Consider the following 23,290-nt stretch of genomic DNA (forward strand, 5'->3'; position numbering starts at 1 on the left):
CACAGGTGGCGTATGGTCGCGACTGCGATCGCGGATCCGTCGCAAGGCGGCGTAGGAGGCAGGGGAAGATGGATCGTTCGGGCCGGGACCGGCTGAAGACCGGATTGCTGCTCATCGCGCTCGTCGCGCTGCCGGGCGGGATCGTGCTTCATGTCGCCGGCCTGCCCGCATTCGCGCAGGCGGTCTGGCTCTGCGGCGCGGTGCCGGTGCTCGTCGCGCTCGTCGTCGAAATTCTCGTCAGCCTGCGCCGCGGCGAAGTCGGGCTCGACATCGTCGCTGCACTTTCCATGTCGGCCGCGATGATCTTCGGCGAGACGCTCGCGGCGGCTGTCGTGGCATTGATGTATTCCGGCGGTACGTTCCTCGAAAGCTTCGCCGAGGGCAGGGCGCGCAGGGAGATGCGCGACCTGCTCGCGCGCGTTCCCCGTACTGCGACCCGGCACCGCGACGGCGGCCTCGAGGACGTTCCGCTCGATGACATCACGCCAGGCGACCGCCTTCTCATCCGCCAGGGCGATGTCGTGCCGGTCGATTCCACGCTCGTTTCGACGGCGGCCTTTCTGGACCTTTCCGCGCTCACGGGCGAGTCGCTGCCGGTGCGGATCGAAAGCGGCAGCGACGTCATGAGCGGCGCCACCAATGCCGGTGCGGTGTTCGACGTGATCGCCACGCATCCGGCGAAGGACAGCACCTATGCCGGCATCGTCCGGCTGGTGGAGGAAGCTCAGAGATCGCGGGCGCCGATGGCGCGGCTGGCGGACCGGTGGTCGCTCGGCTTTCTCGCCGTCACGGTCGCGCTCGCCACTGCCGCGTGGTGGTTCACGGGCGATCCGATCCGCGCGGTGGCGGTGCTCGTGATCGCCACGCCGTGCCCGCTGATCCTCGCGGTCCCGGTGGCGCTGGTGGCCGGTGTGTCGCGGGCCGCCCGTTCCGGCGTGCTCGTCAAGGGATCCGGCCCGCTCGAGGCGATGGCCCGCACGCGGACGCTGATCCTCGACAAGACCGGAACGCTGACCGACGGGCGCCCGGGGATCGTGGCGATCCACAGCGACCATGGCATGGAAGCGAACGATATCCTGCGGCTCGCGGCGGCGCTCGACCAGGGCACCAAGCACCCCGTCGCGACCGCCATCGTCGCGGCGGCGCGGGCGCGCGGCCTTTCGCTGCCGGTTCCGCGGCACGTCACGGAGCATCCCGGCGAGGGGCTTGAAGGCGAGATCGAGGGCCGCGCGGTCGTGGTCGGCGGGCACGATTTCGTCTGCGGCCGCATCGGTGCCGGCGGAACGCCGCCGCCCGCTCTCGCGCCCGGGGCGGTGCTGGTGGCGCTCGCCGTGGACGGACGGCTGGCCGGCCACCTGGTGATGGCCGATCCGCTTCGGCCCGGCATCGGCGGCGTCATCGCGGGACTGCGCCGACAGGGCATCGAGCGAATCCTGCTCGCGACCGGCGATCGCCGCGAGGTCGCGGAACGGGTGACGGAGGGCCTCGGGCTCGACGGCATCCGCGCCGGGCTGACGCCGGACCAGAAGGTGCTTCTGGTGCTGACCGAGCACAAGCGCGGACCGGTGATGATGGTGGGCGACGGCGTGAACGACGCCCCCGCGCTGGCCGCAGCCGATATCGGCGTGGCGATGGGGGCCCGCGGGGCGGCTGCCTCGGCCGAGGCGGCGGACGTCGTTCTGCTCGTCGACCGCATCGACCGGCTCGGGCTCGGGCTTGCGATCGCCCGCGGCGCGCGGCGCATCGCGCTCGAAAGCGTGGTCGCCGGCATCGGCCTCTCGGTGCTCGGCATGGTCGCCGCCGCGCTCGGCTATCTCACCCCCGTTAAGGGCGCGCTCATCCAGGAGGCGATCGACGTCGCCGTGATCCTGAATGCGCTGAGGGCGCTGCGCCTCGTTCCCGAAGACATTTCCGCCGCCGGGCCCCGGGACAATGGGCCCGCGGACGGCGGCCCCTTTCCAACCGGCCTCTCGCAAGGAACCCAGGCATGAGCCGCCTCACGCATCCCGAAGTCCACATGGTTCACCGCATCGGCTGGCTGCGCGCCGCCGTGCTCGGCGCGAACGACGGGATCCTCTCCACATCGAGCCTCGTGGTCGGAGTGGCGGCGGCCGGATCGGGATCCGCGCAGATCCTCGTCGCCGGTTTCGCCGGGCTCGTCGCCGGGGCGATGTCGATGGCGGCGGGGGAATATGTCTCCGTGAGCTCGCAGGCCGACGCCGAGAAGGCGGACCTCGGCCGGGAGCGCAGCGAACTCGCCGCGAGCCCGGAGGCGGAACTCGAAGAGCTGACCGGCATCTATGTCGCGCGCGGGCTCGATCGGGACCTCGCCGAGCGCGTCGCGGTGCAACTGACTGAGAGGGACGCGCTCGGCGCGCACGCCCGCGACGAACTCGGCATTTCCGACGCCGTCGCCGCGCGCCCGGTGCAGGCGGCCGTCGTCTCCGCGCTGACGTTCGCGGCGGGCGCGATCGTGCCGGTTCTGGTGGCACTGGTCTCGCCGGCGGAGCGCACGAGCCTGTTCGTCGCCATCGCCACCCTGATCGTGCTCGCCGTTCTCGGCGGCCTCGGCGCGGCGGCGGGCGGGGCGGGCATGGTGCGCGGGGCGGTCCGCGTCACCTTCTGGGGCGCACTCGCCATGGGCGCGACGGCCATCGTCGGCACGATCTTCGGGGTCCACGCGGGATAGCGGCCGGAAGGGGCCGGTGCGGATCGCCGCTGTGGCCCGCTTTCTCACTGCCCATCGGGTGGCGTCGTGAAGAACCAGTCGTGCCCCTCCGGGTCGCGGGCCCAGTAGGTTCGTCCGTAGGGTGCGTCCTCGAGATCGCGGACGATGTCGGCTTTCATCGCCTTTGCCCTCGCGGCGTGGGCGTCGACGTCGTCGAGATAGACGAACACGCCGGAGTGGCGCCGGCCCGTCTCCGCCGGGGAGGCGAGGCCGAATTCGGCAAGTGCGGTGCCGAGCATCACGACCTGGCCTTCGAGGGCGATCTCGGCATGGGTGCCGCCCGAGGGCGCCTGCAGCAGCAGGCGCCGCTCGAAGCCGAAGGCCTTCACGAGCCACTCCACCTCGGCCTCGACATCGCGACAGAACAGATAGGGGATGATCTCGACCGCGCGGCGCGGGCCAAGCCTGCCGGTAGCGCCGCCCGTCGAAACGGTGCGCGTTGCGTCCTCGGACATCGTCGACTCCCTTCGTGGCCGGCTCCTTCTCGGCCGGCCATATCTTATGGGTGACCGGTGGCGTGCATGGGCGCAAGGGAGTGATCGACAAGAGCGCGGTCGATCATGAGCGAAGATCGACGCGAGCATGACCGATCTCGCGGACCGGCGGCGCGGAGTGTCCGGCATGAGGCTCCGGAGAATGCCGCCTCAGGCGGCCCCCGCACCGAGGCGGGCGAGAAACAGCGTCGCCACCGTCAGGTCGGCGGTGGTGATTGGATCGAGATCGCGGGCTCTCAGATCCGCATCGAAGGCAAGCAACGCCTCGCGGTGGCGCGTGGGATCGAATGCGGCGCCGGCACCGAGCAGCCGGCGTGCATCGGCCATCACGCTGCGCGCCGCCTCGGGCCCGTGGGTGCGGACGATGTGGCTGTCCGGAAAGGCCGACATGAAGCCGAGAAAAAGGCTCGTGGTGGCGAGCGGGAAGGCGTCGGCGGCGGTTTCAGCACTGCGCGCCGCACGCTTCAGCCCGCGCACCAGGGCCGGAAGGCCGAACACGAACAGGTCGGTGTAGTTCGAGGCATATTGCAGGGCGATGCGATCGCGGCCGGCTTCAGCCAGCATCGCTTGCTTCAGGGTGAAGCGGCCCTGGACGACGGCGCTGCGGCTCGGTTCCGCCAGCGTCAACGCGCGGCAGGTGTCTTCCGCGTCGGTCCTGTCGAGGTGCGTCAGGACCGTGGAGATGCGTTCGCGCAGCGGTGCGGGACCCGGCTGCTCGCAGGCGGCCGCGAGTGGGGCGCACAGCAGCAGGATGCCGAGGCCGGTGATCGCCCCGATGCCTGCCCTCGAAGCCTCGACGGCGTTCAGGATGCGCCGGCCGACCGGCGCGCCCGTCTCGGTGAGTGCGGGGACAGCCGCCTCCGCACTCGACACGAAATCGGCCGGCGTCATGCTGCGGCCGTCAGCGGAACGGCGCGCCGTCCCGGGCGTGACGGCGGCAAGTTCGTCCCGGTAAGCGGAGAGCAACGCATTCGCAACGACGTCTGTATTCATGACAGCATTCAATCGCATTGAAAGGTATTAAAATCGGACGCGGCGGAAAGCTGGACGGTCGTCAAAATCGAGGATTCAACGCATCCTTCCGCGGGGGGATGCTGAGGCGGCTGCGAATCTCGCGGAAGGCATGAGAAATCATTTACCATCATGCGAGAGAGATCCACTGCCGCATTGAAGCCCGAGCGGGATTATAGGGGGTGACGCTCCTGTTTCCGTCGACGCCCGTTGCAGAAAGGTGCCGTCATGCCTGCAGAGCCTCATGATACCCTCCTGGACGAGGCCGAAATCGTCCGCCTGATCGCCCGCAGGCTGCCACGGTGGCGGCATGAGGACGGCACGATCCGCCGCACGTTCCGGACCGCCGGATGGCAGGGCACGATCCTAGTCGTGAACGCTGTCGCACACCTTGCCGAGGCTGCCTGGCATCATCCCGATCTCTCCGTCTCCTTCGCCGCCGTCGAGGTAAGGCTCTCGACGCACTCCGCCGGCGGTGTCACGGCCAAGGACATCGCGCTCGCCGCGCGGATCGAGGACGTGATCGGCTGGCAGCCCGCCCGCGAGGGAGGGCCGCTCGAAGGTCCGCCCGCCGGCAGCTACATCCGCTACGACGACGGCGCGATCTAACCCGCGCGCGGGGCGGATGTCCGCCTCGCTTCCTGCATACCCCATGCGTCGCCGCAGCAGTTGCCGAGACGCAGGGAAAGCGTATTGTCCCGCCCTCCGCCGACCGGCCGATCCGTTATCGGCGCAGCCTGTCGATGCGGATCACCGGCACGAGAAGGGAAGGGCGGGCATCCCGATGAAGCGCGTTCTCGATCTGGACGGCGTCGCCCATGTCGCCGGCGAGCGCACGCTCCTGATGGGCATCCTCAACGTCACGCCGGATTCCTTTTCCGATGGCGGCCGGTACGACAGCCTGGACGCAGCGGTGGCCCACGCGCTGGAGATGGAAGCGGAGGGCGCCGACTTCATCGATATCGGTGGTGAATCCACCCGCCCGGGCCATGTCGCCGTCTCCGCCGAGGAGGAATGGGCGCGGCTGCAGCCGGTGCTGACCCGGCTCTCCGGCCGGCTGAGCGTGCCGATCTCCGTCGACACCTACAAAGCGGCGACCGCAGAGCGCGCGCTCGGTCTTGGTGCGGCGATCATCAATGACATCTGGGGCCTGCAGCGGGACGCCGGGATGGCGGCCGTGGTCGCGCGCCATGGCGCGGGCCTGGTGGCGATGCACAACCGCGCCGCCGTCGACCCCGCCGTCGACATCGTCGCCGACATGCTGGCGTTCTTCGAGCGGACCCTCGCCATCGCCGACGAAGCCGGCATCGCCCGCTCGCGGATCGTTCTCGATCCCGGCATCGGCTTCGGCAAGACGCCGGACCAGAACGTGCGAGCCATCGCCGAACTGCCGGCCCTGCGCGTCCTCGGGTTGCCGATTCTGGTCGGCGCCTCGCGCAAGTCGCTGATCGGCCATCTCTCGGGTGCGCCGGTGGGCGAGCGCCTGCCCGGAACCATCGCCGCCCACGTGCTGTCGGTCGCGGGCGGTGCCGACATTCTACGCGTCCACGACGTGCGCGAACATCTTCAAGCCGTCCGCCTGGCCGACGCGATCGTGCGCCGGGGCGGACGCGGAGGAAGCCATGGCTGACACCATCACCATCACCAACATGGATTTCTATGCCCACCACGGCGTGCTGGACGAGGAAGCGAAGCTTGGTCAGCGCTTCTTCGCCGATATCGTGGTGGAGACCGATCTCGGTCCGGCGGCGCGGGCGGACGACTATCGCCAGACGGTCTGCTACGCCAAGCTCTACCGGGCTGTCGAAGCCGTGATGACGGGACGCCGCGCCCACCTGATCGAAGCGCTCGCCGAACGCGCCGCGTCGGCCGTGCTCGCCGAGTTTCCCGGCATCCAGGCCGCGACGGTGACCGTGCGCAAGCCGAACGCACCGATTCCGGGACATTTCGACCATGTGCAGGTGTCCGTCACGCGGCGGCGCGGCTGACATGCTTCCGTCCGGACCAGCGGCGGCGGGGATGGAAATCGCGGCGGTGAGCCTCGGCAGCAATATCGGCGACAAGCGCGGCCATATCGCCGCCGCGATCGATCTGCTGGCGCGGACCCCGGGCCTGCGCGTCGTCGCCCGCTCCGGCGACTATCGGACGGCGCCGTGGGGCTTCGCCGAACAGGACTGGTTCGTGAACGCCTGCGTGCTTCTGGAGACCGCGCTCGCGCCACGCGCGCTGCTCGACCGCTGCCTGGAAATAGAGCACGCCCTCGGCCGGCGCAGGGACGTGCGCTGGGGGCCGCGCATCATCGATCTCGATCTCCTCAGCTACGGCGGGCTGACGATCGACGAGCCGGGTCTTTCCGTGCCGCATCCGCACATGCTGGAGCGCGCCTTCGTGCTCGTGCCGCTTGCGGAAATCGCGCCCGATCTTACGATCGGCGGCGACACGGTGGCTGCCGCGCTGGAACGCGTTGAGGCAGATACCATCACGAGATTGTGAAAATCGACGCCGCGTCCGTCGTGATCGCATGCTGCCGCAGCGGGATAAGAGCGCCCAATCAAAGCTTGAGTAAGGCTGGACGATCTATGTCTTAATTCTGCCGTGCAGGTGCAAGCCGTGCCGGTGCATGTCGTGCAAGGTGCATGTGGCGCAAGGTCCTGGACGGCGCGCGCCGTGCCGCGTGTCCGCTTCCGTCGCAGGCACCGCTTCTGCCGGGCCGATCGACGGTGTGGTTGAGTTGGAGGGACCTGGGAGGCGACCATGACGGAACCGATCTTTCCCGCGCGTTCGGGGTTGCTCGTCAGCGTTCGAGACGTCGCCGAGGCGAGGCTCGCCCTGTCCTCGGGCGCTGACATCATCAACCTCGAAAGGTCCTCGACCGGCCGGGCGGGGGACGTCGACCTCTCGTTCGTCACCGATGTCGCACACCTCCTGGTGGGCCGCCGCATCGTCAGCGCGTCCGTCGCCGATCTGCCGACGACGGACGCCGCGGCCTTCGCCCTGTCGGCAACGGCGCTCGCCTCCGCCGGGGCCAATCACGTGCGGGTCCGGCTGCCGGCATCGGCCCCGCGGATGGAACTGGAAGCGGTGATCGCGGCCATCGGCACCGCTCCGCTCGGGGGAGCACATCCGGTTGCGGTGCTGTTCGCCGAAGGCGATGCGGAGGCCGGGCTGCTGCCTGTTCTTGCCTCCGCCGGCTTTGCCGGCGTCATGCTCGAAGTGTCGGAGCATGGGAGCGGGCGACTTCTCGACCATGCCTCGGCGGAGAGGCTCGCGGCCCTCGCCGAAGCCTGCCGGCGGAACGGCCTTTTCCTCGGCGTCGGCGGTTCGCTCCGGCTGACCGATATCCCGTCGCTCGTGCACGCCGGCGTCAGCCTGCTCGGCTTCCGCGGCGCGGCTTGCGAGGGGCCGACCCGAAACGGCCGGCTATCGGCAACGCGCATCCACGACCTCAGAACCGTCATCGACAGGGCCGCGGCGATGCGTGGGAACGTGGCCTGATGTGTTCCGGCCGCGCAAACCCGACCTGCAAAGCGGAATATGCCGACCTTAAGTCTTGAAAGCGACACGGTCGGCACCCTATGTTGCAACTGGTGTATCAGAATGGTCGGCGCCGAAGCGGCATCGACCGGCAGGGTAAGACACTTCCGCCCGTGCGGTGTCTGTTCCGCCCGCGGAAGGCAGTCCGGGTTGAGACCCGGGCATCGCCGGTGCCGACCGGCGCCATCCATCGCCGGCGCCATGTCGCGCTCGCGAGGAACGTGGAGGAAATCCCGGTTGGATTCGGGCAAAAGGACTAGTCCGCTGAATATGGCATTCAACGCCGAAGACGTGAGCGTTTCCGAAACGCTCGATCCGCTGTCCGCCGGCAAGGCGACCACACGCAGCCTCGCCGATGCGACGACCTCGATCGAAGCCGTCCTTGCGAGCCTCGACGATTCCAAGGCGGAAGACGTGGTCTCCATCGACATCGCCGGAAAGACCTCGCTTGCCGACCACATGGTGGTGGCGTCGGGCCGGTCCCATCGTCATGTCGGCGCCATCGCCGACCACATCATCAAGGATCTCAAGGAAGCCGGTTTCGGCTCCCCGCGGGTCGAGGGCCTGCCGCAGTGCGACTGGGTGCTGCTCGATGCCGGCGACGTGATCATCCACGTCTTCCGCCCCGAGGTGCGCCAGTTCTACAACATCGAAAAGATGTGGTCGGCCGACGCTCCCGCTGCTCCGCGGGTCACCGGCTGACGCCGGTTCGGGCAGGCGGCTTCCGTGCGGGTGCTGTTGTGCGTGGTCGGCCGGCTTAAGGCCGGCCCCGAGCGCGATCTTGCAGAGCGCTATCTCGACCGTGCCGCCAAGGCCGGGCCGGCGATCGGCCTGACCGGGTTCGACGTGATCGAGCTTGCGGAAAGCCGCGCCGCGCGGGCCGATGCCCGGCGCGACGAAGAGGCGGCCGCGCTTGCCGGCCATCTGCCGGCCGGTGCCGCCGTGGTGGTGCTGGACGAACGGGGCGGGACGCTTGCAAGCGAAGCCTTCGCGGAGCGCGTCGCGAAATTTCGCGACGGCGGTCGCGGAACCCTGGCGCTGATCATCGGTGGACCCGACGGCCATGGCGAGGCGCTGCGCAAGCGAGCCGACCTGCTGCTCGCCTTCGGCGCGATGACCTGGCCGCATCAGCTCGTGCGCATCATGGCGGCCGAACAGCTCTACCGCGCCGTGACGCTGATTTCCGGCCATCCCTATCATCGCGGCGGTTGAGGGCCTATTCCCCGGCGGTTTCGCGCGGCGGTAACGAACCGTTTACCGTGGCGGTCGTATCGACGAGAGAGATCGCGATGGATGCCCGACGGGTCTTCCGGCGCGCCCCGTCCGGATGCTGCCGGGCAGGCCCACCCCAGGGCAGCCGGACGCGACGCAGATTTCAGGGTTTTGTATCCCGCGGATCTTCCCGTCGATCGCCGCTCAACCCCAGGCGGCGCTCCTGAAGATGGAAAGCATGTCTTGATCCCAGAGGCTGCCGTCCAAGCGATCGATCGGCTGCCGAAGCGGGCGGGCAGGGAGCTCCGGACCGCCCGACGGAGCATCGTCGCCGTCGGCGCCTTCTGTCTTTGTGTGCTGGCGCCGCTGCATCCGGGGTGGGCGACGGAAGAGGATCCGGCGATCCCGCCGACCGCGGCGAACCCGACCGACGCCCCGGCGGCAAGCGCGGGCGCTGCGTCACAGCCCGCCGCGCCGCTCGATCCGGTGCAGGAGCGCCAGAAGCGCGTTCGCGAACTGTCGGCGCTCAACCAGACCATTCGCGTCAATGCCGAACGGCAGGCCGAACTCGCCCACGAGATCGCCGCTCTCGACCAGGACCGGACGCGTCTCAACCAGGCGATTCTCGATGTCGGCGAGCGGCGCTCGAAACTCGAGAAGACCATGGCGGCGACCGAATCGCGCATCGCCGAGATCGAAACGCAGGCCGACAGCGTGCGCGCGTCGTTCAATGCCCGCCGGGCGACGCTGGCCGAGATCATCGCCACGCTGGAGCGCATCGGCCGGCAGCCGCCGCCGGCGATCGCCGTCGATGCGGCCGACGCCCGCAGCGCGGTGCGCAGCGCCATGCTGCTCGGTGCGGTGCTGCCGGAAATCCGCATCCAGGCCGACGGCCTCGCCGCCGATCTCCAGGAGATCGCCCGCCTCGGCCGCGATGCGCGCACCGAGCGCGCGCGCCTTGCCAAGGATGCCGAGAAGCTCGCCGAGGAGCGGGAACGCCTGAGCCTGCTCGTCGAGGAGAAGCGCAAGGCACGCGACACGTCCGCGGAGCAACTGAACGCCGAGCGGGCCGCCGCTGAGGAACTCGCCTCCAGGGCGACGTCGCTGCAAGGCCTGATCGGCACGCTGGAGCGCGACCTCTCGACGGCTCGCAAGGCGGCCGACGATGCCCGCGCCGCCTCGTCGGGCGCGCGGCCGAGCGCGGGCGATCCCTCGCGGCTTGCACCCGCGGTCGCCTTTGCCTCGACGCGCGGTCACCTGCCCTATCCGGCGGCGGGCCCCATCGAGTCGAAATTCGGCGATGACGACGGCTATGGCGGCCAGCGTCAGGGCATCGTCATCGGCGCCGCACCGGGCGCGCAGGTCTCCGCGCCGGCCGACGGATGGGTCGTCTATGCCGGACCCTTCCGTTCCTACGGCAAGATCTTGATCCTGAACCTTGGCGACGGATATCATATGCTGTTGGCGGGGATGGACCGCATCGACGTGGACCTTGGCCAGTTCGTGCTCGCGGGCGAGCCGGTCGGGACCGTGGCCGGTCAGATTTTCGCGAACGCGGCTGCGGCGGCCAAGGCTCAGCCGCAATCGTCACTATATGTCGAGCTTCGGAAGGACAGCGCTCCGATCGATCCCGCCCCCTGGTGGGCGGCGGCGGGCGAGCAAGAGGTACGCGGATGACTGGCAGGCTCACTCTCATCGGCGCGGGCATCGTGCTCGGCGCGGGACTGACGCTGGTGGCGACGGTGCCGCGTTTCCAGCCGGCCGGTATCGCGTATGCGGCCTCATCGTCCTCGGATGTCTACCGGCAGCTCAACCTGTTCGGTGACGTGTTCGAGCGGATTCGCGCCGATTATGTCGAGGAGCCCGATGACGCCAAGCTGGTCGAGGCGGCCATCAAGGCGATGCTCACGTCCCTCGATCCGCATTCCGAGTACCTGCCGCCGGACAAGCAGCGGGACATGAATGTCAAGACCAGCGGCGAGTTCGGCGGCCTCGGCATCCAGGTGCTGATGGAGAACGGTGAGGTGAAGGTCGTGTCTCCGATCGAGGGCACCCCGGCGCAGAAGGCCGGCGTGCTCTCCGGCGACGTGATTCTCTCCGTCGACGGCAAGTCGCTCGAGGGCGTGACCCTGGACGAGGCGGTGGACAAGCTGCGCGGACCGGTGAAGACGCCGGTGACGCTTGAGATCAAGCGAACCAACCAGGAGAAGCCGCTCGAGTTCAAGATCGTGCGCGACCGGATCGTGATTCCGTCGGTGCACTGGCGGACCGAGGACGACGTCGGCTACATCAAGATCAACGAGTTCACCGAGAACACCGGCGACGGCCTGGAGAAGGCCATCGCCGACATCAACAAGAAGATCCCGGCCGACAAGCTGAAGGGCTACATCGTCGACCTGCGCAACAATCCCGGCGGCCTGCTGACGCAGTCCATCACGGTGGCCGACGACTTCCTCGACAAGGGCGAGATCGTCTCCACGCGCGGCCGCGGCGCCGAGAACACCCAGCGCTTCAATGCGCGTCCGGGCGACCTCGCCAGCGGCAAGCCGGTGATCGTGCTCGTCAACGGCGGCTCGGCCTCGGCGTCCGAGATCGTGGCCGGTGCGCTGCAGGATCACCGCCGCGCGACGATCCTCGGCACCCGCTCGTTCGGCAAGGGCTCTGTGCAGACCATCATCCCGCTCGGCTCGAACGGCGCGATCCGCCTGACGACCGCGCGCTACTACACGCCCTCGGGCCGCTCGATCCAGGCGAAGGGCATCGAGCCCGACATCGAGGTGCTGCAGGACGTTCCGGACGAGCTGAAGGACAAGGTCGAGGTCAAGGGCGAGGCCACCCGGCCGGGCCATCTTCAGGCCGAGGACGGCAAGGAAACGCTCTCGCCCTCTCAGGCCTACGTGCCGGAGGACCCGAAGAAGGACAAGCAGCTCAACACCGCGCTCGACCTTCTGCGCGGCGTGCAGGCCAACAAGAACTTCCCGCCGAATCCGGAGACGCCGGTTCCGAACTGAACCGGCTTTCCGAGAAAGGATGCGCGGCCGCGGGGCAGTCCCGCGGCCGTTTGCGTTTCCGGCCGGGGCATATCCCGTTCAAATCGAGCCGATCTGAACGATCAGGATGTGCTCAAGCTTATAAATCTGGAGCGATTTCTTGTCGATCTGATGATTCCATCAGATCGGAAAGCACTCTAAGCAATCCGGATCAGTGGCCGACATTCGACAGGAGGTTGAGCACGAGGCAGCCGGCGACGATCAGCGCGAAGCCGGCAACGGCCGCAAGATCGAGCTTCTGGCCGTAGAGGATGACGCCGACACCGGCCACGAGGACGATGCCGAGTCCGGACCACATCGCATAGGCGACGCCGACAGGGATGGTGCGCAGCGACAGCGTCAGCATGTAGAAGGCGATGCCGTAGCCCGCGACCACCAAAAGCGACGGCCAGAGCCGGGTGAACTCCTCCGAGGCCTTCAGCGCGCTTGTTGCGATCACCTCGGCGACGATGGCAATTCCGAGATAGACATAGGGCATGGGACTGTTCCTGGAACCGGCTTGAGGCGAGGCCGGAGAGTGTGGCCTGCTTCACGGCGGCGTGAAAGCCCAAGCAGGGAGCGAAGAGTCCCCACCGATGGCGATCGCCGGACGACAAGTCCCCGAAAGCACGCTATTTGGGAATCCCATCCCGGTTCGACCGGGCGTGATGGTTTTCGGAGTGTGTTTGATGTGTTTCCTGGCGCCTTCCGGTTCCGAAAACGCCGACGTGCGGGATGCCGATCGGGCCTGGATCCATCAGGCGATCGCCCGCATCGAGGCCGACTACAACCGCTCGGCGGATACCCATCTCATCAAGGTCGACCTGCCGATCCCCGGCATCCACCTCTATCTCAAGGATGAGTCGAGCCATCCCACCGGCTCGCTGAAGCATCGGCTCGCGCGCTCGCTGATGCTCTATGCGCTCTGCAACGGCCGCGTCGGCCCGCGCACCACGCTGATCGAAGCTTCCAGCGGTTCGACGGCGGTGTCGGAGGCCTATTTCGCCCGGCTGATCGGCAGCCGGTTCATCGCCGTGGTGCCGCGCTCGACATCGTCGGAAAAGGTGCGGATGATCGAGGACCAGGGCGGCGAGGTGTTCTTCGTCGACGGCCCCAAGGAGGTCTACGGCGCGGCGGAGCGGCTCGCCGCCGAGACCGGCGGCTACTATCTCGACCAGTTCACGTTCGCCGAGCGGGCGACGGACTGGCGCGGCAACAACAACATCGCCGAATCGCTGTTCCGCCAGATGTCGGCCGAACCCGCGCCTGTGCCGAGCTGGCTCGTCTGCAGCGCCGGCACGGGGGGCACCTCGGCCACCCTCGGCCGCTATATCCGCTATCGCCGCTTCGACACGCGGCTCTGTGTCGCCGATCCCGAAAGCTCGGTGTTTCACCGCCACTTCGTCGATCCCTCGGTGATGGAACTCGATTGTCCGGGGCCGGGCATCGAGGGGATCGGCCGTCCGCGCGTGGAACCCTCGTTCCTGCCGGAACTGGTGGACTGCATGATCGCGGTGCCGAATGCCGCGAGCCTTGCCGCGATGCGCGCCATCAGCGACGTCATCCGCAAGCCGTGCGGCGGCTCGACCGGGACCAACATCTGGGCGACCGCGCGCATCATCTCGCGGATGATGGCGCGGGGCGAGACCGGCTCGGTGGTGACGCTCCTGTGCGATTCCGGCGACCGCTACCGCTCGACCTATTATGACGAGACCTGGATCGCCACGCAGGGCCTCGATCTAGCGGCGGCCAGAGCCGAGATCGACGATTTCCTGCTGAAGGGCGTGCCGCTGTCCGAGTAAGACGGCGCCGATCACGATGCGGTGCCGGCGGAGCGGGCGATCTCCCGTCCCGTTTCCGCGAGCAGCTTCAGCACGCGGTCGCGATCCGCCTCGCCGGCGACGTCGATGCGCCTCAGATAAGGGCAGGTGAGGGCCGCGATGGCCGTGCCCTGCGGACCGAGGATCGGGATCGAGAGATTGCGCACGCCCTCGATCTGCTGGCTGTCGGTGGCGGCGTAGCCGTCGCGGCGCAAGGCGTCGAGGCGACGGTCAAGATCCACCGGCGCATGGTCGTGCGGCAGGCGCTCGTATTCCTCGAGCATGAAAGCCCGTTCGCGTGGCGTCGAAAAGGCGAGGAGCGCCTGGCCTGAGCCGGTGCCGAGCAGGCCGAGATGGGCGCCGACCCGAACGCCGAGGCTCCAGTATTCCGGTGAATCCACCTGCGCGACGACGATGACCGCGCCACGGTCATAGACCGCGAGATGGCAGGCCTGCCCGGCCTCGCGGGCGAAGCGGCGCATCACCGGCATGGCATGGGAGACCAGCCGACGCATCGGCTCGTGCCGGTGGGCGAGGGCGAACAGCTTGAGGCTCAGCTCATAGAGGTCGCCGGAGGAGCGGGAGACATAGCCGCGCCGCACCAGCCGGTCGAGCATGCGGTAGATCTCGTTCGGCGTGCGGCCGAGAGCCTTGGCGATTTCCGCCTGGGTCAGCCCCTCCTCGGTCCCCGCGAGCAGTTCCAGGATGTCCAGCCCCTTGTCGAGCGCCGGCGCGCGGTAGCGTTCCGCCTCCTCACCGCTCATGTCGGGCCTTTACAGGAAAAAAACATCGCGACACACCTCCTGCGGCGTTGACCGTCGCCGACGGATCGGATTACCTGCGAATAATAGTTTCAAATATGAGACGATGCCGCAAGCGGTTCCGCGGCCCTGTCTGCGGCGGCGATCCATCGTCGCGCGCTCATGAACGTCGGACCGGCCGGCGACGTCGGTCCGGACAACCCCGCAAGGCCGCGCGGCGGCCGTTCGAAGGAAGACCCATGACCGTCATCAAAGACATGCGGGTGTTCGACCTGCGCTTCCCGACCTCGCTGTCGCTCGACGGCTCGGACGCGATGAACCCCGATCCGGACTATTCGGCCGCCTATGTCGTGCTCTCGACGGGCGAAGACGGGCTGGAAGGCCACGGCCTGACCTTCACCATCGGCCGGGGCAATGACATCTGCTGCGATGCCATCCGCGCGATGCGCCATCTCGTCGTGGGCCTCGATCTCGACTGGGTCGAGGCGGATCCCGGCCGGTTCTGGCGGCATGTGACGAGCGACAGCCAGCTGCGCTGGATCGGCCCCGACAAGGGTGCCATCCACCTTGCGACCGGTGCCGTCGTCAATGCCGTCTGGGACCTGATGGCGAAGCGGGCCGGCAAGCCGGTGTGGCAGTTTGTGGCCGACATGGAGCCCGAGCAGCTCGTCAAGATCGTCGACTTCCGCTACATCACCGACTGCATCACGCCCGACGAGGCGCTGGAGCTTCTGCGCGCCCGGCACGCCGGCAAGGCAGAACGGATCGCGACGCTCAAGGCCGAGGGCTATCCCTGCTACACCACCTCGGCCGGCTGGCTCGGCTATTCCGACGAGAAGCTGCGCCGGCTCGCGCAGGAGGCGGTGGATGCCGGCTTCGATCACATCAAGCTCAAGGTCGGCCGCGACCGGGCCGACGATATCCGCCGCCTTGCCATCGCCCGCGAGGTGTTGGGTCCCGACCGCTACCTGATGATCGATGCCAACCAGGTCTGGGAAGTCGGCCAGGCGATCGACTGGATGGCCGATCTGGCCTTCGCCAAGCCGTTCTTCATCGAGGAGCCGACGAGCCCCGACGATGTCGCCGGCCATCGCCGCATCCGCCAGGCCGTTTCGCCGGTGAAGGTGGCGACCGGCGAGATGTGCCAGAACCGCATCATGTTCAAGCAGTTCATCATGGAAGGGGCGATCGACGTCGTTCAGATCGATTCCTGCCGGCTGGGCGGGCTGAACGAGGTGTTCGCGGTGCTGCTGATGGCGGCCAAGCACGGGCTGCCGGTGTGGCCGCACGCCGGCGGCGTCGGCCTGTGCGAATATGTGCAGCACCTGTCGATGATCGATTATCTGTGCGTCTCGGGCACCAAGGAAGGCCGGGTGATCGAGTTCGTCGACCATCTGCACGAGCACTTCGTCGAGCCGTGCGTGATCGAAAATGCGGCCTACATGCCGCCGAAGCGGCCGGGCTTCTCCATCGAGATGAAGCCGGCCTCGATCCTCAAGCACGTCTTCGCGGGCTGAGCTTCAGCGCGACTCCGGCCGCGCGGCGGCCCGGAACAAATGTTGGTGGCGCCGGACGGAACCCGTCCGGCGCCGTTTTCGTCAATAGGTCTTGTATTCCGCCTCGCCCTTGGAGAGCGCGAACTCTTCCTCCGGCGACAGCACCAGCTTGTGGCGGCCGGCAATGGCGAAATAGACGATGCCGAGCGCGAACCAGATGGCGACGCCGATGACGCCGGCCCGATACGTCGGATCGGAGAGTTGGAAGCCGAGGGTGACGATGGCGATGATGATCGTCAGCCCGGCGCCCACCACGCCGAACGGGCTCTTGTAGGGCCGCTCGATGTGGGGATGCGTGCGCTTCAGGATGATGTAGGACAGCGCCTGCATGATGTAGGACAGCATGGCGCCGAACACCGCCATGTTGAGGAGCGTGCCGCCGATGATGGCGGAGCCTTCCGCCGCGCCGACCGAGAACCACACCGCGAACATCAGAACCAGCGCGACCAGTGCGCCGGCGAGCATCGCCACATGCGGCGTCTTGCGCGTGCCGTGGGTGATGGAGAGCCAGCGCGGGAAGTAGCCCGCGCGCGACAGCGAATAGATCTGCCGGCCCTGGGCATAGATGATGGTGTGGAAGCTGGCGATGAGGCCGATGACGGCGACGAGCGCCAGCACCTTGGCGAGGCCGTCGCCGTAGATGGCACGGAAGCCGTCGAGTAGCGGTTCGCCGGAGGTGGCGAGCGCGAACGTACCGTTCGGCACCGAGGAATTCAGCCACAGGATCATGAAAGCCGAGATGATCAGCGTCAGGATGCCGAGGATGATGCCGCGCGGCATGTCGCGCTTGGGATCGACGGATTCCTCGGCGGCGAGCGGAAGCTGCTCGATGGCGAGGAAGAGCCACACCGCGAACGGCATCGCCGCGAGCGCGCCGCCGATGCCGTGAGGCAGGAACGGTCCCCCACCGTTCGGCAGCTCCGTGCCGTCAGCCGCCACGTTGAGCGCCCAGCGGGAGAAATCGACCACAGGAAAGGCACTGACCCAGAAGGCAACGAGGCAGGCGAGCGCAAGCAAGGTGACGACCAGCGTGACCTTGAACGACAGCTCCACGCCGACGACGTTGAGGCCGACGAACACGACATAGCCGAAGATCCAGTAGACCGGCTGGAACTCGACCGGGGTCTCGAAGATCGAGCCGAGATAGGAGCCGATGAAGAACACCACCACGGCCGGGGTGATGACATATTCGACGTTCTCGCAGAGACCGGTGATGAAGCCGCCCCAGGGGCCCATGGCGGTGCGGGCGAACGAATAGGCCGCCCCGGTGTGGGGCAGGGCGGGCGACATTTCGGCGATCGAGAAGGTGAGGCCGAGATACATGACCGCGATCAGGACCGCGGCGATGAACATGCCTCCCCAGCCGCCGGACGCGAGGCCCAGGTTCCAGCCCGAGAAGTGGCCCGAGATCACGGCGCCCACCCCGAGCGCCCAAAGCGATGCCACCCCGGCGTAGCGCTTCAGCCCCCGCTTCTCGAAATAGGCGACATCCACCCGTTCATAGGTGATGCCCGTCGGTTGTGTATCCATCTTGCCCACGTCCCCTGAGAAAATGCGGCGGCGGACGGTGCGCAGCGAAGAACACGCCTGCCGTCGCGGCCACGAGCCGATATCCGGTCACCGCGAGGGGAGCGAAGCAGCCCTCCCGATCACGGCAAGGTGAGCCATGCAATCGGTGGGCCACTCGTGTGCAAATGAAATCGCCCGGGATCAGCCGAGAAGGACGCGGTGCTCCGGCAGGCCCGGTACGTCGACGGCGAGCGAGAAAAGGCTGCCGCCGAGCCGGTCGCCGGGATCCGACGCGGTCGTGATGTAGAGTGTCTTCAGGTCCGGCCCGCCGAACGTGCAGGTGGTGATGTTGCGCACCGGCATCTCGATGATGCGGTCGATCTGCCCGTCAGGCGCGATCCGCACGATGCACTGCCCGCCATAGCGGCAGTTCCAGACATAGCCGCGCGAGTCGATGGCCGAGCCATCGGGGGAACCGCGCTCGAAGCCGGAAAAGAACGGGCGCTCGTTGGCGATCTCGGAGGAGTCCGGGTCGTAGTCGTAGGCGCGGATTTCGTTGGCGAGGGTGTCTGCGAAATAGAAGGTGCGCCGATCCGGGCTCCAGCACAGAGTGTTGGCGATGCCGAGGTCGCGCCGCCATACCGTCGCCTCGCCGTTGCGCGCGATGCGGTAGAGCACCCCGTCCGTGCCGCCGGCGGGCAGGTCCTCGCCATTCGGTCCGACATTGTTGCGCATGGAGCCGACCCAGAATAGGCCGGCGGGATCGGGACGGCCGTCGTTGAGCCGCACCGCAGGGCTGCCGGGCAGGGTAAAGCCGTGATCGCGGCGTTCATCGCCTGCCGGCCGCCAGAGAATGATTCGGGAGCCGAGCGCCACCAGCATCGTGCCCGGCTGCGAGGTGAGCGCGAGGGCCACCACCGGCTCGTCGAACATCCAGGTGTGAACGGAGTTGTCCGCAGGCCTCAGCCGGTGGATGAGGAAGCGGTTGATGTCCGTCCAGTAGAGCGCCCGCTCGTCGGCGGACCAGACGGCCCCCTCTCCGCAGCGGTCGCCCGTCGGCACAACGCAGACCACGGATTTGTCGATCGCCATCCTGTGTTCCTTCTCACCGTGGCCGCCTGGCCCGGAAGCCTCTGTTTTATGGGACTTAAATGCCCGCATCGCGGTCAGACGGTGGGCTGAGCCGGTGGCGAGGTCAAGAGGGCGATGACGGCGCCAGCATGGGCGGATTGTGGCACTCGTGATCCACGGTTGTCGCATTTTGGCAAAAGAGTGTCGCTGACGCCGTTGACGAACGACGCCGACGGGGGGAGGATTTGGGCTGATCGTTCGATTGCGAACAGGCGACCTCGCATTCCTGCGTGGCGACAGACGATTGCAGCGGAGACCCGTTTGCCGGGAAGCGCCTTCCCCCTCCATATGCTTCCCAACTCGCCGGTTGTCCCCGGCGGGGCCGCAGTCGTCACCGCTTCGCTCCTCCCTTTTCCAGTATCGTGGCTGGCCGAGGCCTTCCGACGCCCGGTCCGAGATGGGCGTGTCCTGCGTCGCGGCGGTCCCAGCCGGTTCCGGCAGGGGATTTGCATGGCGATGGCCGACCGGCGGCCGGTGGCGTTGCGGATGGGGACGGTTTCATCCACGGCCACCTCCACTCTTGGGAGTTGCGGTTTCGCCGAATATGTCTATACGAAGACAAACAACGAAATGCTCAACCAGCCGCAGGGCTGTCTGCCCTGACGCCTCCAGAGGTTAGCAGTTTCTCATGGATTATTTCCTGCAGCAGCTCATCAACGGCGTTGCTCTCGGATCGATTTATGGTCTGATCGCCATTGGTTATACGATGGTCTATGGCATCATCGGCATGATCAACTTCGCGCATGGCGATATTTTCATGGTCGGTTCGTTCATCGCTCTGATTATCATCGTCGGTCTGGGGCTGACCGCCGCGAGCGGTATCGGCGTGCTCGTGCTGGCACTGGCGCTGGTCCTGGTGATCGCGATGGTGTTGACCTCGGTCTGGGGCTGGACGGTTGAGCGCATCGCCTACCGGCCGCTGCGCGGCTCGTTCCGCCTCGCGCCGCTCATCACCGCCATCGGCATGTCGATCACCCTGCAGAACTTCGTGCAGATCACCCAGGACGCCCGGGTGAAGCCGCTGCAACCGATCGTGACCGGCGGCTACACGCTCATCGATGCCGGCGGGTTCGTCGTGCGGATCTCGAACATCCAGATCCTGATCGTGGCCACGACCATCGTGCTGATGTCGGCGTTCACGTTCATCATCACCCGCACCTCGCTCGGCCGCTCGCAGCGCGCCTGCGAGCAGGATATGAAGATGGCGGCGCTGCTCGGCGTGAACGTCGACCGCACCATTTCGCTCACCTTCGTGATGGGGGCGGCGCTCGCCGCGGTCGCGGGGCTGATGTACCTGCTCTATTACGGCGTGATCGACTTCTATATCGGCTTCGTGGCGGGCGTTAAGGCGTTCACGGCGGCGGTGCTCGGCGGCATCGGCTCGCTGCCCGGCGCCATGCTCGGCGGCCTGCTGATCGGCCTGATCGAGACCTTCTGGTCCGGCTATTTCTCGATCGAGTACAAGGACGTGGCGGCCTTCTCCATTCTCGCCATCGTGCTCATCTTCATGCCGTCGGGCCTGCTCGGCAAACCCGAGGTGGAGAAGGTCTGATGGTATCCGCCTCCGCTTCATCCTCTTCCGGGCGCTTCGCGGCGTCGCTGAAGGACGCCATCATCTCCGCGGTCGTCGCGCTCGCCCTGTTCGGACCGATGCTCGGCCTCAAGACCGAGACGACGACCGGCGGCCTGATCCTGGCCTATCGCTGGCAGGCGCTCGGCATCGCGGTCGCCGTGGTGTTCGTCGGCCGGCTTCTCCTGAACCTGTTCGTATTCAAGACGGACTCGCCCGCGACAGGGTTGCTATCGTCCATCGTGCCCGGGCAGGCGGCGCTCGCCTCCATCGGCAAGGTCCTCGGGCCGCTGCTCCTCGCCGTCGCCGTTTTTCTGCCGGTTATCTCGGGCGTCGCATTCCCGGCGCAGAGCCGATACGTCATCGACCTTTCCATCCTTGTGCTCACCTACGTGATGCTCGGGTGGGGCCTGAACATCGTGGTCGGGCTCGCGGGCCTGCTCGATCTCGGCTATGTGGCGTTCTATGCGGTCGGCGCCTATTCCTACGCTCTGCTCGCCCAATATTTCGGCTGGTCGTTCTGGGTCTGCCTGCCGCTCGCCGGCATTCTTGCCGCGTGCTGGGGCATGACGCTCGGCTTCCCGGTGCTGCGTCTCAGGGGCGACTATCTCGCCATCGTGACGCTCGCATTCGGCGAGATCATCCGCATCGTGCTCCTGAACTGGGCTGATTTCACCGGCGGCCCGAACGGCATCTCCGGCATCCCGCGCCCGAGCTTCTTCGGCATCGAGTTCGACCGCAGCCCCGAGGGTTTCGCGGCAACGTTCGGGCTGCAATTCAGCGCGATCCACCGCATCATCTTCCTCTATTATCTGATCCTCGCCTTGGCCCTGATCACGGCCTTCGCCACGGTACGGCTGCGCCGGTTGCCCGTCGGCCGGGCCTGGGAAGCGCTGCGTGAGGACGAGATCGCCTGCCGCTCGCTCGGCATCAACACCACCATCACGAAGCTGTCGGCGTTCGCGACCGGGGCGATGTTCGGCGGCTTCGCCGGCTCGTTCTTCGCGACTCGCCAGGGCTTCATCTCGCCGGAATCGTTCACCTTCATCGAGTCCGCCGTGATCCTCGCGATCGTGGTGCTCGGCGGCCTCGGCAGCCAGATCGGCGTCGTCATCGCCGCTGTTGTCATGATCGGCGGCTTCGAACTGTTCCGCGGCCTCGACGAATACCGCATGCTGGTGTTCGGCCTCGCGATGGTGCTGATCATGATCTGGCGTCCGCGCGGCATGGTCTCCTCCCGCAAGCCGACCATCGCGCTCAGTAGCAAGGCCAAGGCGATCGACGCCTCTCTTGTCGGGGAAGGGCACGGCTGATGCGCTGGAACCAGAACCCCGTGCTCACCGTCGAGCACCTCACCATGCGGTTCGGCGGGCTCGTGGCCGTCGGAGACCTGTCGTTCAATGTCGGCCGCGGCGACATCACCGCGCTGATCGGCCCGAACGGAGCCGGCAAGACGACGGTGTTCAACTGCATCACCGGATTCTACAAGCCGACCGAGGGGCGGCTGACCGTGCGCGGCGACGCCGGCGACACCTTCCTGCTGGAGCGGATGCCGGACTTCGAGATTTCCGGCACGGCGCATGTGGCGCGCACCTTCCAGAACATCCGCCTGTTCGGCGGCATGACGCTTCTGGAAAACCTGATGGTGGCGCAGCACCGCGCGCTGATGAAGGCCTCGGTGTTCTCCATCGCCGGCATCTTCGGCCTCAAGGGATTCCGTAGCGCCCAGGCCGAGGCGCTGGACCGCGCCAAATACTGGCTCGATCGCGTCGGCCTGCTGGCGCGCGCCGACGATCCGGCGGCGGACCTGCCCTACGGTGCCCAGCGCCGGCTGGAGATCGCCCGCGCGATGTGCACCCGCCCGCAGCTTCTGTGCCTCGACGAACCGGCGGCTGGCCTCAACCCCCGGGAATCCGCGGAGCTGAATGACCTGCTGCTGTTCATCCGCAAGGAGCATCAGGTCTCGCTGCTCCTCATCGAACACGACATGAGCGTGGTGATGGAGATCTCCGACCACGTCGTGGTGCTCGACTACGGCAAGAAGATCTCCGACGGCTCGCCGGACGAGGTGCGCAACGATCCGAAGGTGATCGCGGCCTATCTCGGCGTCGATGACGACGAGGTCGAGGCCGTGGAGCAGGAGGTCGGAGTATGAGCCTGACGATGGAAGCCGGTGCACAGGCCCGCTCCGCGGCGACGGAAGCGCTGCTGCAGGTTCGCGGCGTGAAGACCTATTACGGCAAGATCATCGCGCTGAAGGGGGTCGATCTCGACGTCAACCGCGGCGAGATCGTCACGCTGATCGGCGCGAACGGCGCCGGCAAGTCGACGCTGATGATGACGGTGTTCGGCAGCCCGCGAGCCCGCGAAGGCTCGATCCGGTTCGAGGGCGCGGAGATCACGCATCTGCCGATGCACGAGATCGCGCGCCTGAAGATCGCGCAGTCGCCTGAAGGCCGTCGCATCTTTCCGCGCATGACCGTGTTCGAAAACCTTCAGATGGGCTCGGTGCTGGGCGATCCCGCGCATTTCGATGCCGATCTGGAGCGCATGTTCACGCTGTTTCCGCGCCTGAAGGAGCGCATCCACCAGCGCGGCGGCACGCTTTCCGGCGGCGAGCAGCAGATGCTGGCGATCGCGCGGGCACTGATGAGCCGGCCGAAACTCCTGTTGCTCGACGAGCCCTCGCTTGGCCTCGCGCCGCTGATCGTGAAGCAGATCTTCGATGCGATCCGGATGCTGAACGAGACGGAAGGCTTGACGGTGTTCCTCGTCGAGCAGAACGCCTATCATGCGTTGAAACTCGCCCACCGCGGCTACGTGATGGTGAACGGCACCATCACGATGTCCGGCACCGGGCGCGAGCTGCTCGCCCGGGAAGAGGTGCGGGCCGCCTATCTCGAAGGCGGACGGCATTGAGCGCGGTTCCGGTCAC

Annotated in this window: 24 protein-coding genes; 18 read left to right on the plus strand and 6 right to left on the minus strand. The window is 67.4% G+C overall.

What is annotated here, in order from left to right; translation table 11 throughout:
- The first annotated feature begins 68 nt into the window (after positions 1–68).
- Together BUF17_RS01365 and BUF17_RS01370 are read left to right on the plus strand one after the other, a co-directional pair.
- On the plus strand, positions 69–1,991 hold the full coding sequence (locus BUF17_RS01365; RefSeq protein ID WP_073625412.1) for a heavy metal translocating P-type ATPase: 1,923 nt from the start codon (positions 69–71) through the stop codon (positions 1,989–1,991).
- The gene (locus tag BUF17_RS01370; RefSeq protein ID WP_073625413.1) at positions 1,988–2,689 is read left to right on the plus strand and encodes a VIT1/CCC1 transporter family protein; all 702 of its coding nucleotides are present in this window, start codon (positions 1,988–1,990) and stop codon (positions 2,687–2,689) included. Before BUF17_RS01365 ends, BUF17_RS01370 begins: the two co-directional genes overlap by 4 nt.
- 44 nt (positions 2,690–2,733) lie before the next feature.
- On the opposite strand, the gene BUF17_RS01375 is transcribed toward BUF17_RS01370, so the two are convergent.
- A complete protein-coding gene (locus tag BUF17_RS01375) occupies positions 2,734–3,183 on the minus strand; it encodes a VOC family protein (RefSeq protein WP_084563763.1) in 450 nt (149 codons plus the stop codon).
- Positions 3,184–3,372: 189 nt separating this feature from the next.
- Positions 3,373–4,215 carry a triphosphoribosyl-dephospho-CoA synthase gene (locus BUF17_RS01380; protein ID WP_073625414.1) on the minus strand — a complete coding sequence of 281 codons (843 nt, stop codon included), beginning with the start codon at positions 4,213–4,215 and terminating at the stop codon, positions 3,373–3,375.
- Between the two features lie 246 nt (positions 4,216–4,461).
- Here BUF17_RS01380 and BUF17_RS01385 point away from each other — a divergent pair, with 246 nt between their 5' ends.
- The 9 genes from BUF17_RS01385 to BUF17_RS01425 all read left to right on the plus strand — a co-directional run bounded on the left by BUF17_RS01385 (position 4,462) and on the right by BUF17_RS01425 (position 11,990).
- Positions 4,462–4,842 (plus strand): 4a-hydroxytetrahydrobiopterin dehydratase, encoded by a 381-nt coding sequence (locus tag BUF17_RS01385; RefSeq protein ID WP_073625415.1) that lies wholly within the window; start codon positions 4,462–4,464, stop codon positions 4,840–4,842.
- A gap of 175 nt (positions 4,843–5,017) precedes the next feature.
- Entirely contained in the window at positions 5,018–5,863 is an 846-nt protein-coding gene (gene folP, locus BUF17_RS01390) for a dihydropteroate synthase (RefSeq protein ID WP_073625416.1), read from the plus strand.
- On the plus strand, positions 5,856–6,221 hold the full coding sequence (gene folB, locus BUF17_RS01395) for a dihydroneopterin aldolase (protein WP_073625417.1): 366 nt from the start codon (positions 5,856–5,858) through the stop codon (positions 6,219–6,221). Before folP ends, folB begins: the two co-directional genes overlap by 8 nt.
- Before the next feature lie 31 nt (positions 6,222–6,252).
- A complete protein-coding gene (gene folK / locus BUF17_RS01400; RefSeq protein ID WP_073625418.1) occupies positions 6,253–6,726 on the plus strand; it encodes a 2-amino-4-hydroxy-6-hydroxymethyldihydropteridine diphosphokinase in 474 nt (157 codons plus the stop codon).
- A 261-nt stretch (positions 6,727–6,987) separates the two neighbouring features.
- Positions 6,988–7,728 (plus strand): (5-formylfuran-3-yl)methyl phosphate synthase, encoded by a 741-nt coding sequence (locus BUF17_RS01405; RefSeq protein WP_073625419.1) that lies wholly within the window; start codon positions 6,988–6,990, stop codon positions 7,726–7,728.
- Positions 7,729–8,058: 330 nt separating this feature from the next.
- Positions 8,059–8,469, plus strand: a complete 411-nt coding sequence (gene rsfS, locus BUF17_RS01410) for a ribosome silencing factor (protein WP_342185476.1) — start codon at positions 8,059–8,061, stop codon at positions 8,467–8,469.
- A gap of 24 nt (positions 8,470–8,493) precedes the next feature.
- Positions 8,494–8,979 (plus strand): 23S rRNA (pseudouridine(1915)-N(3))-methyltransferase RlmH, encoded by a 486-nt coding sequence (rlmH, locus tag BUF17_RS01415; protein WP_073625420.1) that lies wholly within the window; start codon positions 8,494–8,496, stop codon positions 8,977–8,979.
- Between the two features lie 243 nt (positions 8,980–9,222).
- Positions 9,223–10,656: a murein hydrolase activator EnvC family protein gene (locus BUF17_RS01420; protein ID WP_244530727.1), complete on the plus strand. Its 1,434-nt coding sequence runs from the start codon at positions 9,223–9,225 to the stop codon at positions 10,654–10,656.
- Positions 10,653–11,990: a S41 family peptidase gene (locus tag BUF17_RS01425; protein ID WP_073625421.1), complete on the plus strand. Its 1,338-nt coding sequence runs from the start codon at positions 10,653–10,655 to the stop codon at positions 11,988–11,990. The genes BUF17_RS01420 and BUF17_RS01425 overlap by 4 nt, the downstream gene beginning before the upstream one ends.
- Positions 11,991–12,180: 190 nt before the next feature.
- On the opposite strand, the gene BUF17_RS01430 is transcribed toward BUF17_RS01425, so the two are convergent.
- Entirely contained in the window at positions 12,181–12,507 is a 327-nt protein-coding gene (locus BUF17_RS01430; RefSeq protein WP_073625422.1) for a DMT family transporter, read from the minus strand.
- Between the two features lie 190 nt (positions 12,508–12,697).
- Between BUF17_RS01430 and BUF17_RS01435 the strand changes: the two genes are divergently transcribed.
- On the plus strand, positions 12,698–13,810 hold the full coding sequence (locus BUF17_RS01435) for a PLP-dependent cysteine synthase family protein (protein ID WP_073625423.1): 1,113 nt from the start codon (positions 12,698–12,700) through the stop codon (positions 13,808–13,810).
- Between the two features lie 11 nt (positions 13,811–13,821).
- Here the strand turns inward: BUF17_RS01435 and BUF17_RS01440 are convergent, their stop codons facing one another.
- Positions 13,822–14,592 carry an IclR family transcriptional regulator gene (locus BUF17_RS01440; RefSeq protein WP_073625424.1) on the minus strand — a complete coding sequence of 257 codons (771 nt, stop codon included), beginning with the start codon at positions 14,590–14,592 and terminating at the stop codon, positions 13,822–13,824.
- A gap of 236 nt (positions 14,593–14,828) precedes the next feature.
- Here BUF17_RS01440 and BUF17_RS01445 point away from each other — a divergent pair, with 236 nt between their 5' ends.
- Complete coding sequence (locus BUF17_RS01445) at positions 14,829–16,106, plus strand: L-fuconate dehydratase (RefSeq protein WP_073625425.1); 1,278 nt, start codon at positions 14,829–14,831, stop codon at positions 16,104–16,106.
- 81 nt (positions 16,107–16,187) lie between these two features.
- On the opposite strand, the gene BUF17_RS01450 is transcribed toward BUF17_RS01445, so the two are convergent.
- Both BUF17_RS01450 and BUF17_RS01455 read right to left on the minus strand, forming a co-directional pair.
- Positions 16,188–17,675 carry an amino acid permease gene (locus tag BUF17_RS01450; RefSeq protein ID WP_073625426.1) on the minus strand — a complete coding sequence of 496 codons (1,488 nt, stop codon included), beginning with the start codon at positions 17,673–17,675 and terminating at the stop codon, positions 16,188–16,190.
- Between the two features lie 180 nt (positions 17,676–17,855).
- Positions 17,856–18,746: an SMP-30/gluconolactonase/LRE family protein gene (locus BUF17_RS01455; protein WP_073625427.1), complete on the minus strand. Its 891-nt coding sequence runs from the start codon at positions 18,744–18,746 to the stop codon at positions 17,856–17,858.
- Between the two features lie 489 nt (positions 18,747–19,235).
- Between BUF17_RS01455 and BUF17_RS22815 the strand changes: the two genes are divergently transcribed.
- From BUF17_RS22815 to BUF17_RS01475, 5 genes are read left to right on the plus strand one after another with little or no spacing between them, the layout of a single operon-like run.
- Complete coding sequence (locus BUF17_RS22815; RefSeq protein WP_175563583.1) at positions 19,236–19,388, plus strand: hypothetical protein; 153 nt, start codon at positions 19,236–19,238, stop codon at positions 19,386–19,388.
- Positions 19,389–19,413: 25 nt separating this feature from the next.
- Positions 19,414–20,337 carry an ABC transporter permease subunit gene (locus tag BUF17_RS01460; RefSeq protein ID WP_073625428.1) on the plus strand — a complete coding sequence of 308 codons (924 nt, stop codon included), beginning with the start codon at positions 19,414–19,416 and terminating at the stop codon, positions 20,335–20,337.
- On the plus strand, positions 20,337–21,668 hold the full coding sequence (gene livM / locus BUF17_RS01465; RefSeq protein ID WP_073625429.1) for a high-affinity branched-chain amino acid ABC transporter permease LivM: 1,332 nt from the start codon (positions 20,337–20,339) through the stop codon (positions 21,666–21,668). The genes BUF17_RS01460 and livM overlap by 1 nt, the downstream gene beginning before the upstream one ends.
- On the plus strand, positions 21,668–22,510 hold the full coding sequence (locus tag BUF17_RS01470; protein ID WP_073625430.1) for an ABC transporter ATP-binding protein: 843 nt from the start codon (positions 21,668–21,670) through the stop codon (positions 22,508–22,510). Before livM ends, BUF17_RS01470 begins: the two co-directional genes overlap by 1 nt.
- Positions 22,507–23,274: an ABC transporter ATP-binding protein gene (locus tag BUF17_RS01475; protein WP_073625431.1), complete on the plus strand. Its 768-nt coding sequence runs from the start codon at positions 22,507–22,509 to the stop codon at positions 23,272–23,274. Before BUF17_RS01470 ends, BUF17_RS01475 begins: the two co-directional genes overlap by 4 nt.
- The last annotated feature ends 16 nt before the right edge of the window (positions 23,275–23,290 follow it).

This window comes from Pseudoxanthobacter soli DSM 19599, assembly GCF_900148505.1.
GTDB classification, from domain to species: domain Bacteria; phylum Pseudomonadota; class Alphaproteobacteria; order Rhizobiales; family Segnochrobactraceae; genus Pseudoxanthobacter; species Pseudoxanthobacter soli.

Coding starts and splice junctions, on each gene's coding strand:
- BUF17_RS01365 (WP_073625412.1), top strand. CDS start 69: ATGGATCGTTCGGGCCGGGACCGGCTGAAGACCGGATTGCTGCTCATC.
- BUF17_RS01370 (WP_073625413.1), top strand. CDS start 1,988: ATGAGCCGCCTCACGCATCCCGAAGTCCACATGGTTCACCGCATCGGC.
- BUF17_RS01375 (WP_084563763.1), bottom strand. CDS start 3,183: ATGTCCGAGGACGCAACGCGCACCGTTTCGACGGGCGGCGCTACCGGC.
- BUF17_RS01380 (WP_073625414.1), bottom strand. CDS start 4,215: ATGAATACAGACGTCGTTGCGAATGCGTTGCTCTCCGCTTACCGGGAC.
- BUF17_RS01385 (WP_073625415.1), top strand. CDS start 4,462: ATGCCTGCAGAGCCTCATGATACCCTCCTGGACGAGGCCGAAATCGTC.
- folP (WP_073625416.1), top strand. CDS start 5,018: ATGAAGCGCGTTCTCGATCTGGACGGCGTCGCCCATGTCGCCGGCGAG.
- folB (WP_073625417.1), top strand. CDS start 5,856: ATGGCTGACACCATCACCATCACCAACATGGATTTCTATGCCCACCAC.
- folK (WP_073625418.1), top strand. CDS start 6,253: ATGGAAATCGCGGCGGTGAGCCTCGGCAGCAATATCGGCGACAAGCGC.
- BUF17_RS01405 (WP_073625419.1), top strand. CDS start 6,988: ATGACGGAACCGATCTTTCCCGCGCGTTCGGGGTTGCTCGTCAGCGTT.
- BUF17_RS01425 (WP_073625421.1), top strand. CDS start 10,653: ATGACTGGCAGGCTCACTCTCATCGGCGCGGGCATCGTGCTCGGCGCG.
- BUF17_RS01430 (WP_073625422.1), bottom strand. CDS start 12,507: ATGCCCTATGTCTATCTCGGAATTGCCATCGTCGCCGAGGTGATCGCA.
- BUF17_RS01435 (WP_073625423.1), top strand. CDS start 12,698: ATGTGTTTCCTGGCGCCTTCCGGTTCCGAAAACGCCGACGTGCGGGAT.
- BUF17_RS01440 (WP_073625424.1), bottom strand. CDS start 14,592: ATGAGCGGTGAGGAGGCGGAACGCTACCGCGCGCCGGCGCTCGACAAG.
- BUF17_RS01445 (WP_073625425.1), top strand. CDS start 14,829: ATGACCGTCATCAAAGACATGCGGGTGTTCGACCTGCGCTTCCCGACC.
- BUF17_RS01450 (WP_073625426.1), bottom strand. CDS start 17,675: ATGGATACACAACCGACGGGCATCACCTATGAACGGGTGGATGTCGCC.
- BUF17_RS01455 (WP_073625427.1), bottom strand. CDS start 18,746: ATGGCGATCGACAAATCCGTGGTCTGCGTTGTGCCGACGGGCGACCGC.
- BUF17_RS22815 (WP_175563583.1), top strand. CDS start 19,236: ATGGCGATGGCCGACCGGCGGCCGGTGGCGTTGCGGATGGGGACGGTT.
- BUF17_RS01460 (WP_073625428.1), top strand. CDS start 19,414: ATGGATTATTTCCTGCAGCAGCTCATCAACGGCGTTGCTCTCGGATCG.
- livM (WP_073625429.1), top strand. CDS start 20,337: ATGGTATCCGCCTCCGCTTCATCCTCTTCCGGGCGCTTCGCGGCGTCG.
- BUF17_RS01470 (WP_073625430.1), top strand. CDS start 21,668: ATGCGCTGGAACCAGAACCCCGTGCTCACCGTCGAGCACCTCACCATG.
- BUF17_RS01475 (WP_073625431.1), top strand. CDS start 22,507: ATGAGCCTGACGATGGAAGCCGGTGCACAGGCCCGCTCCGCGGCGACG.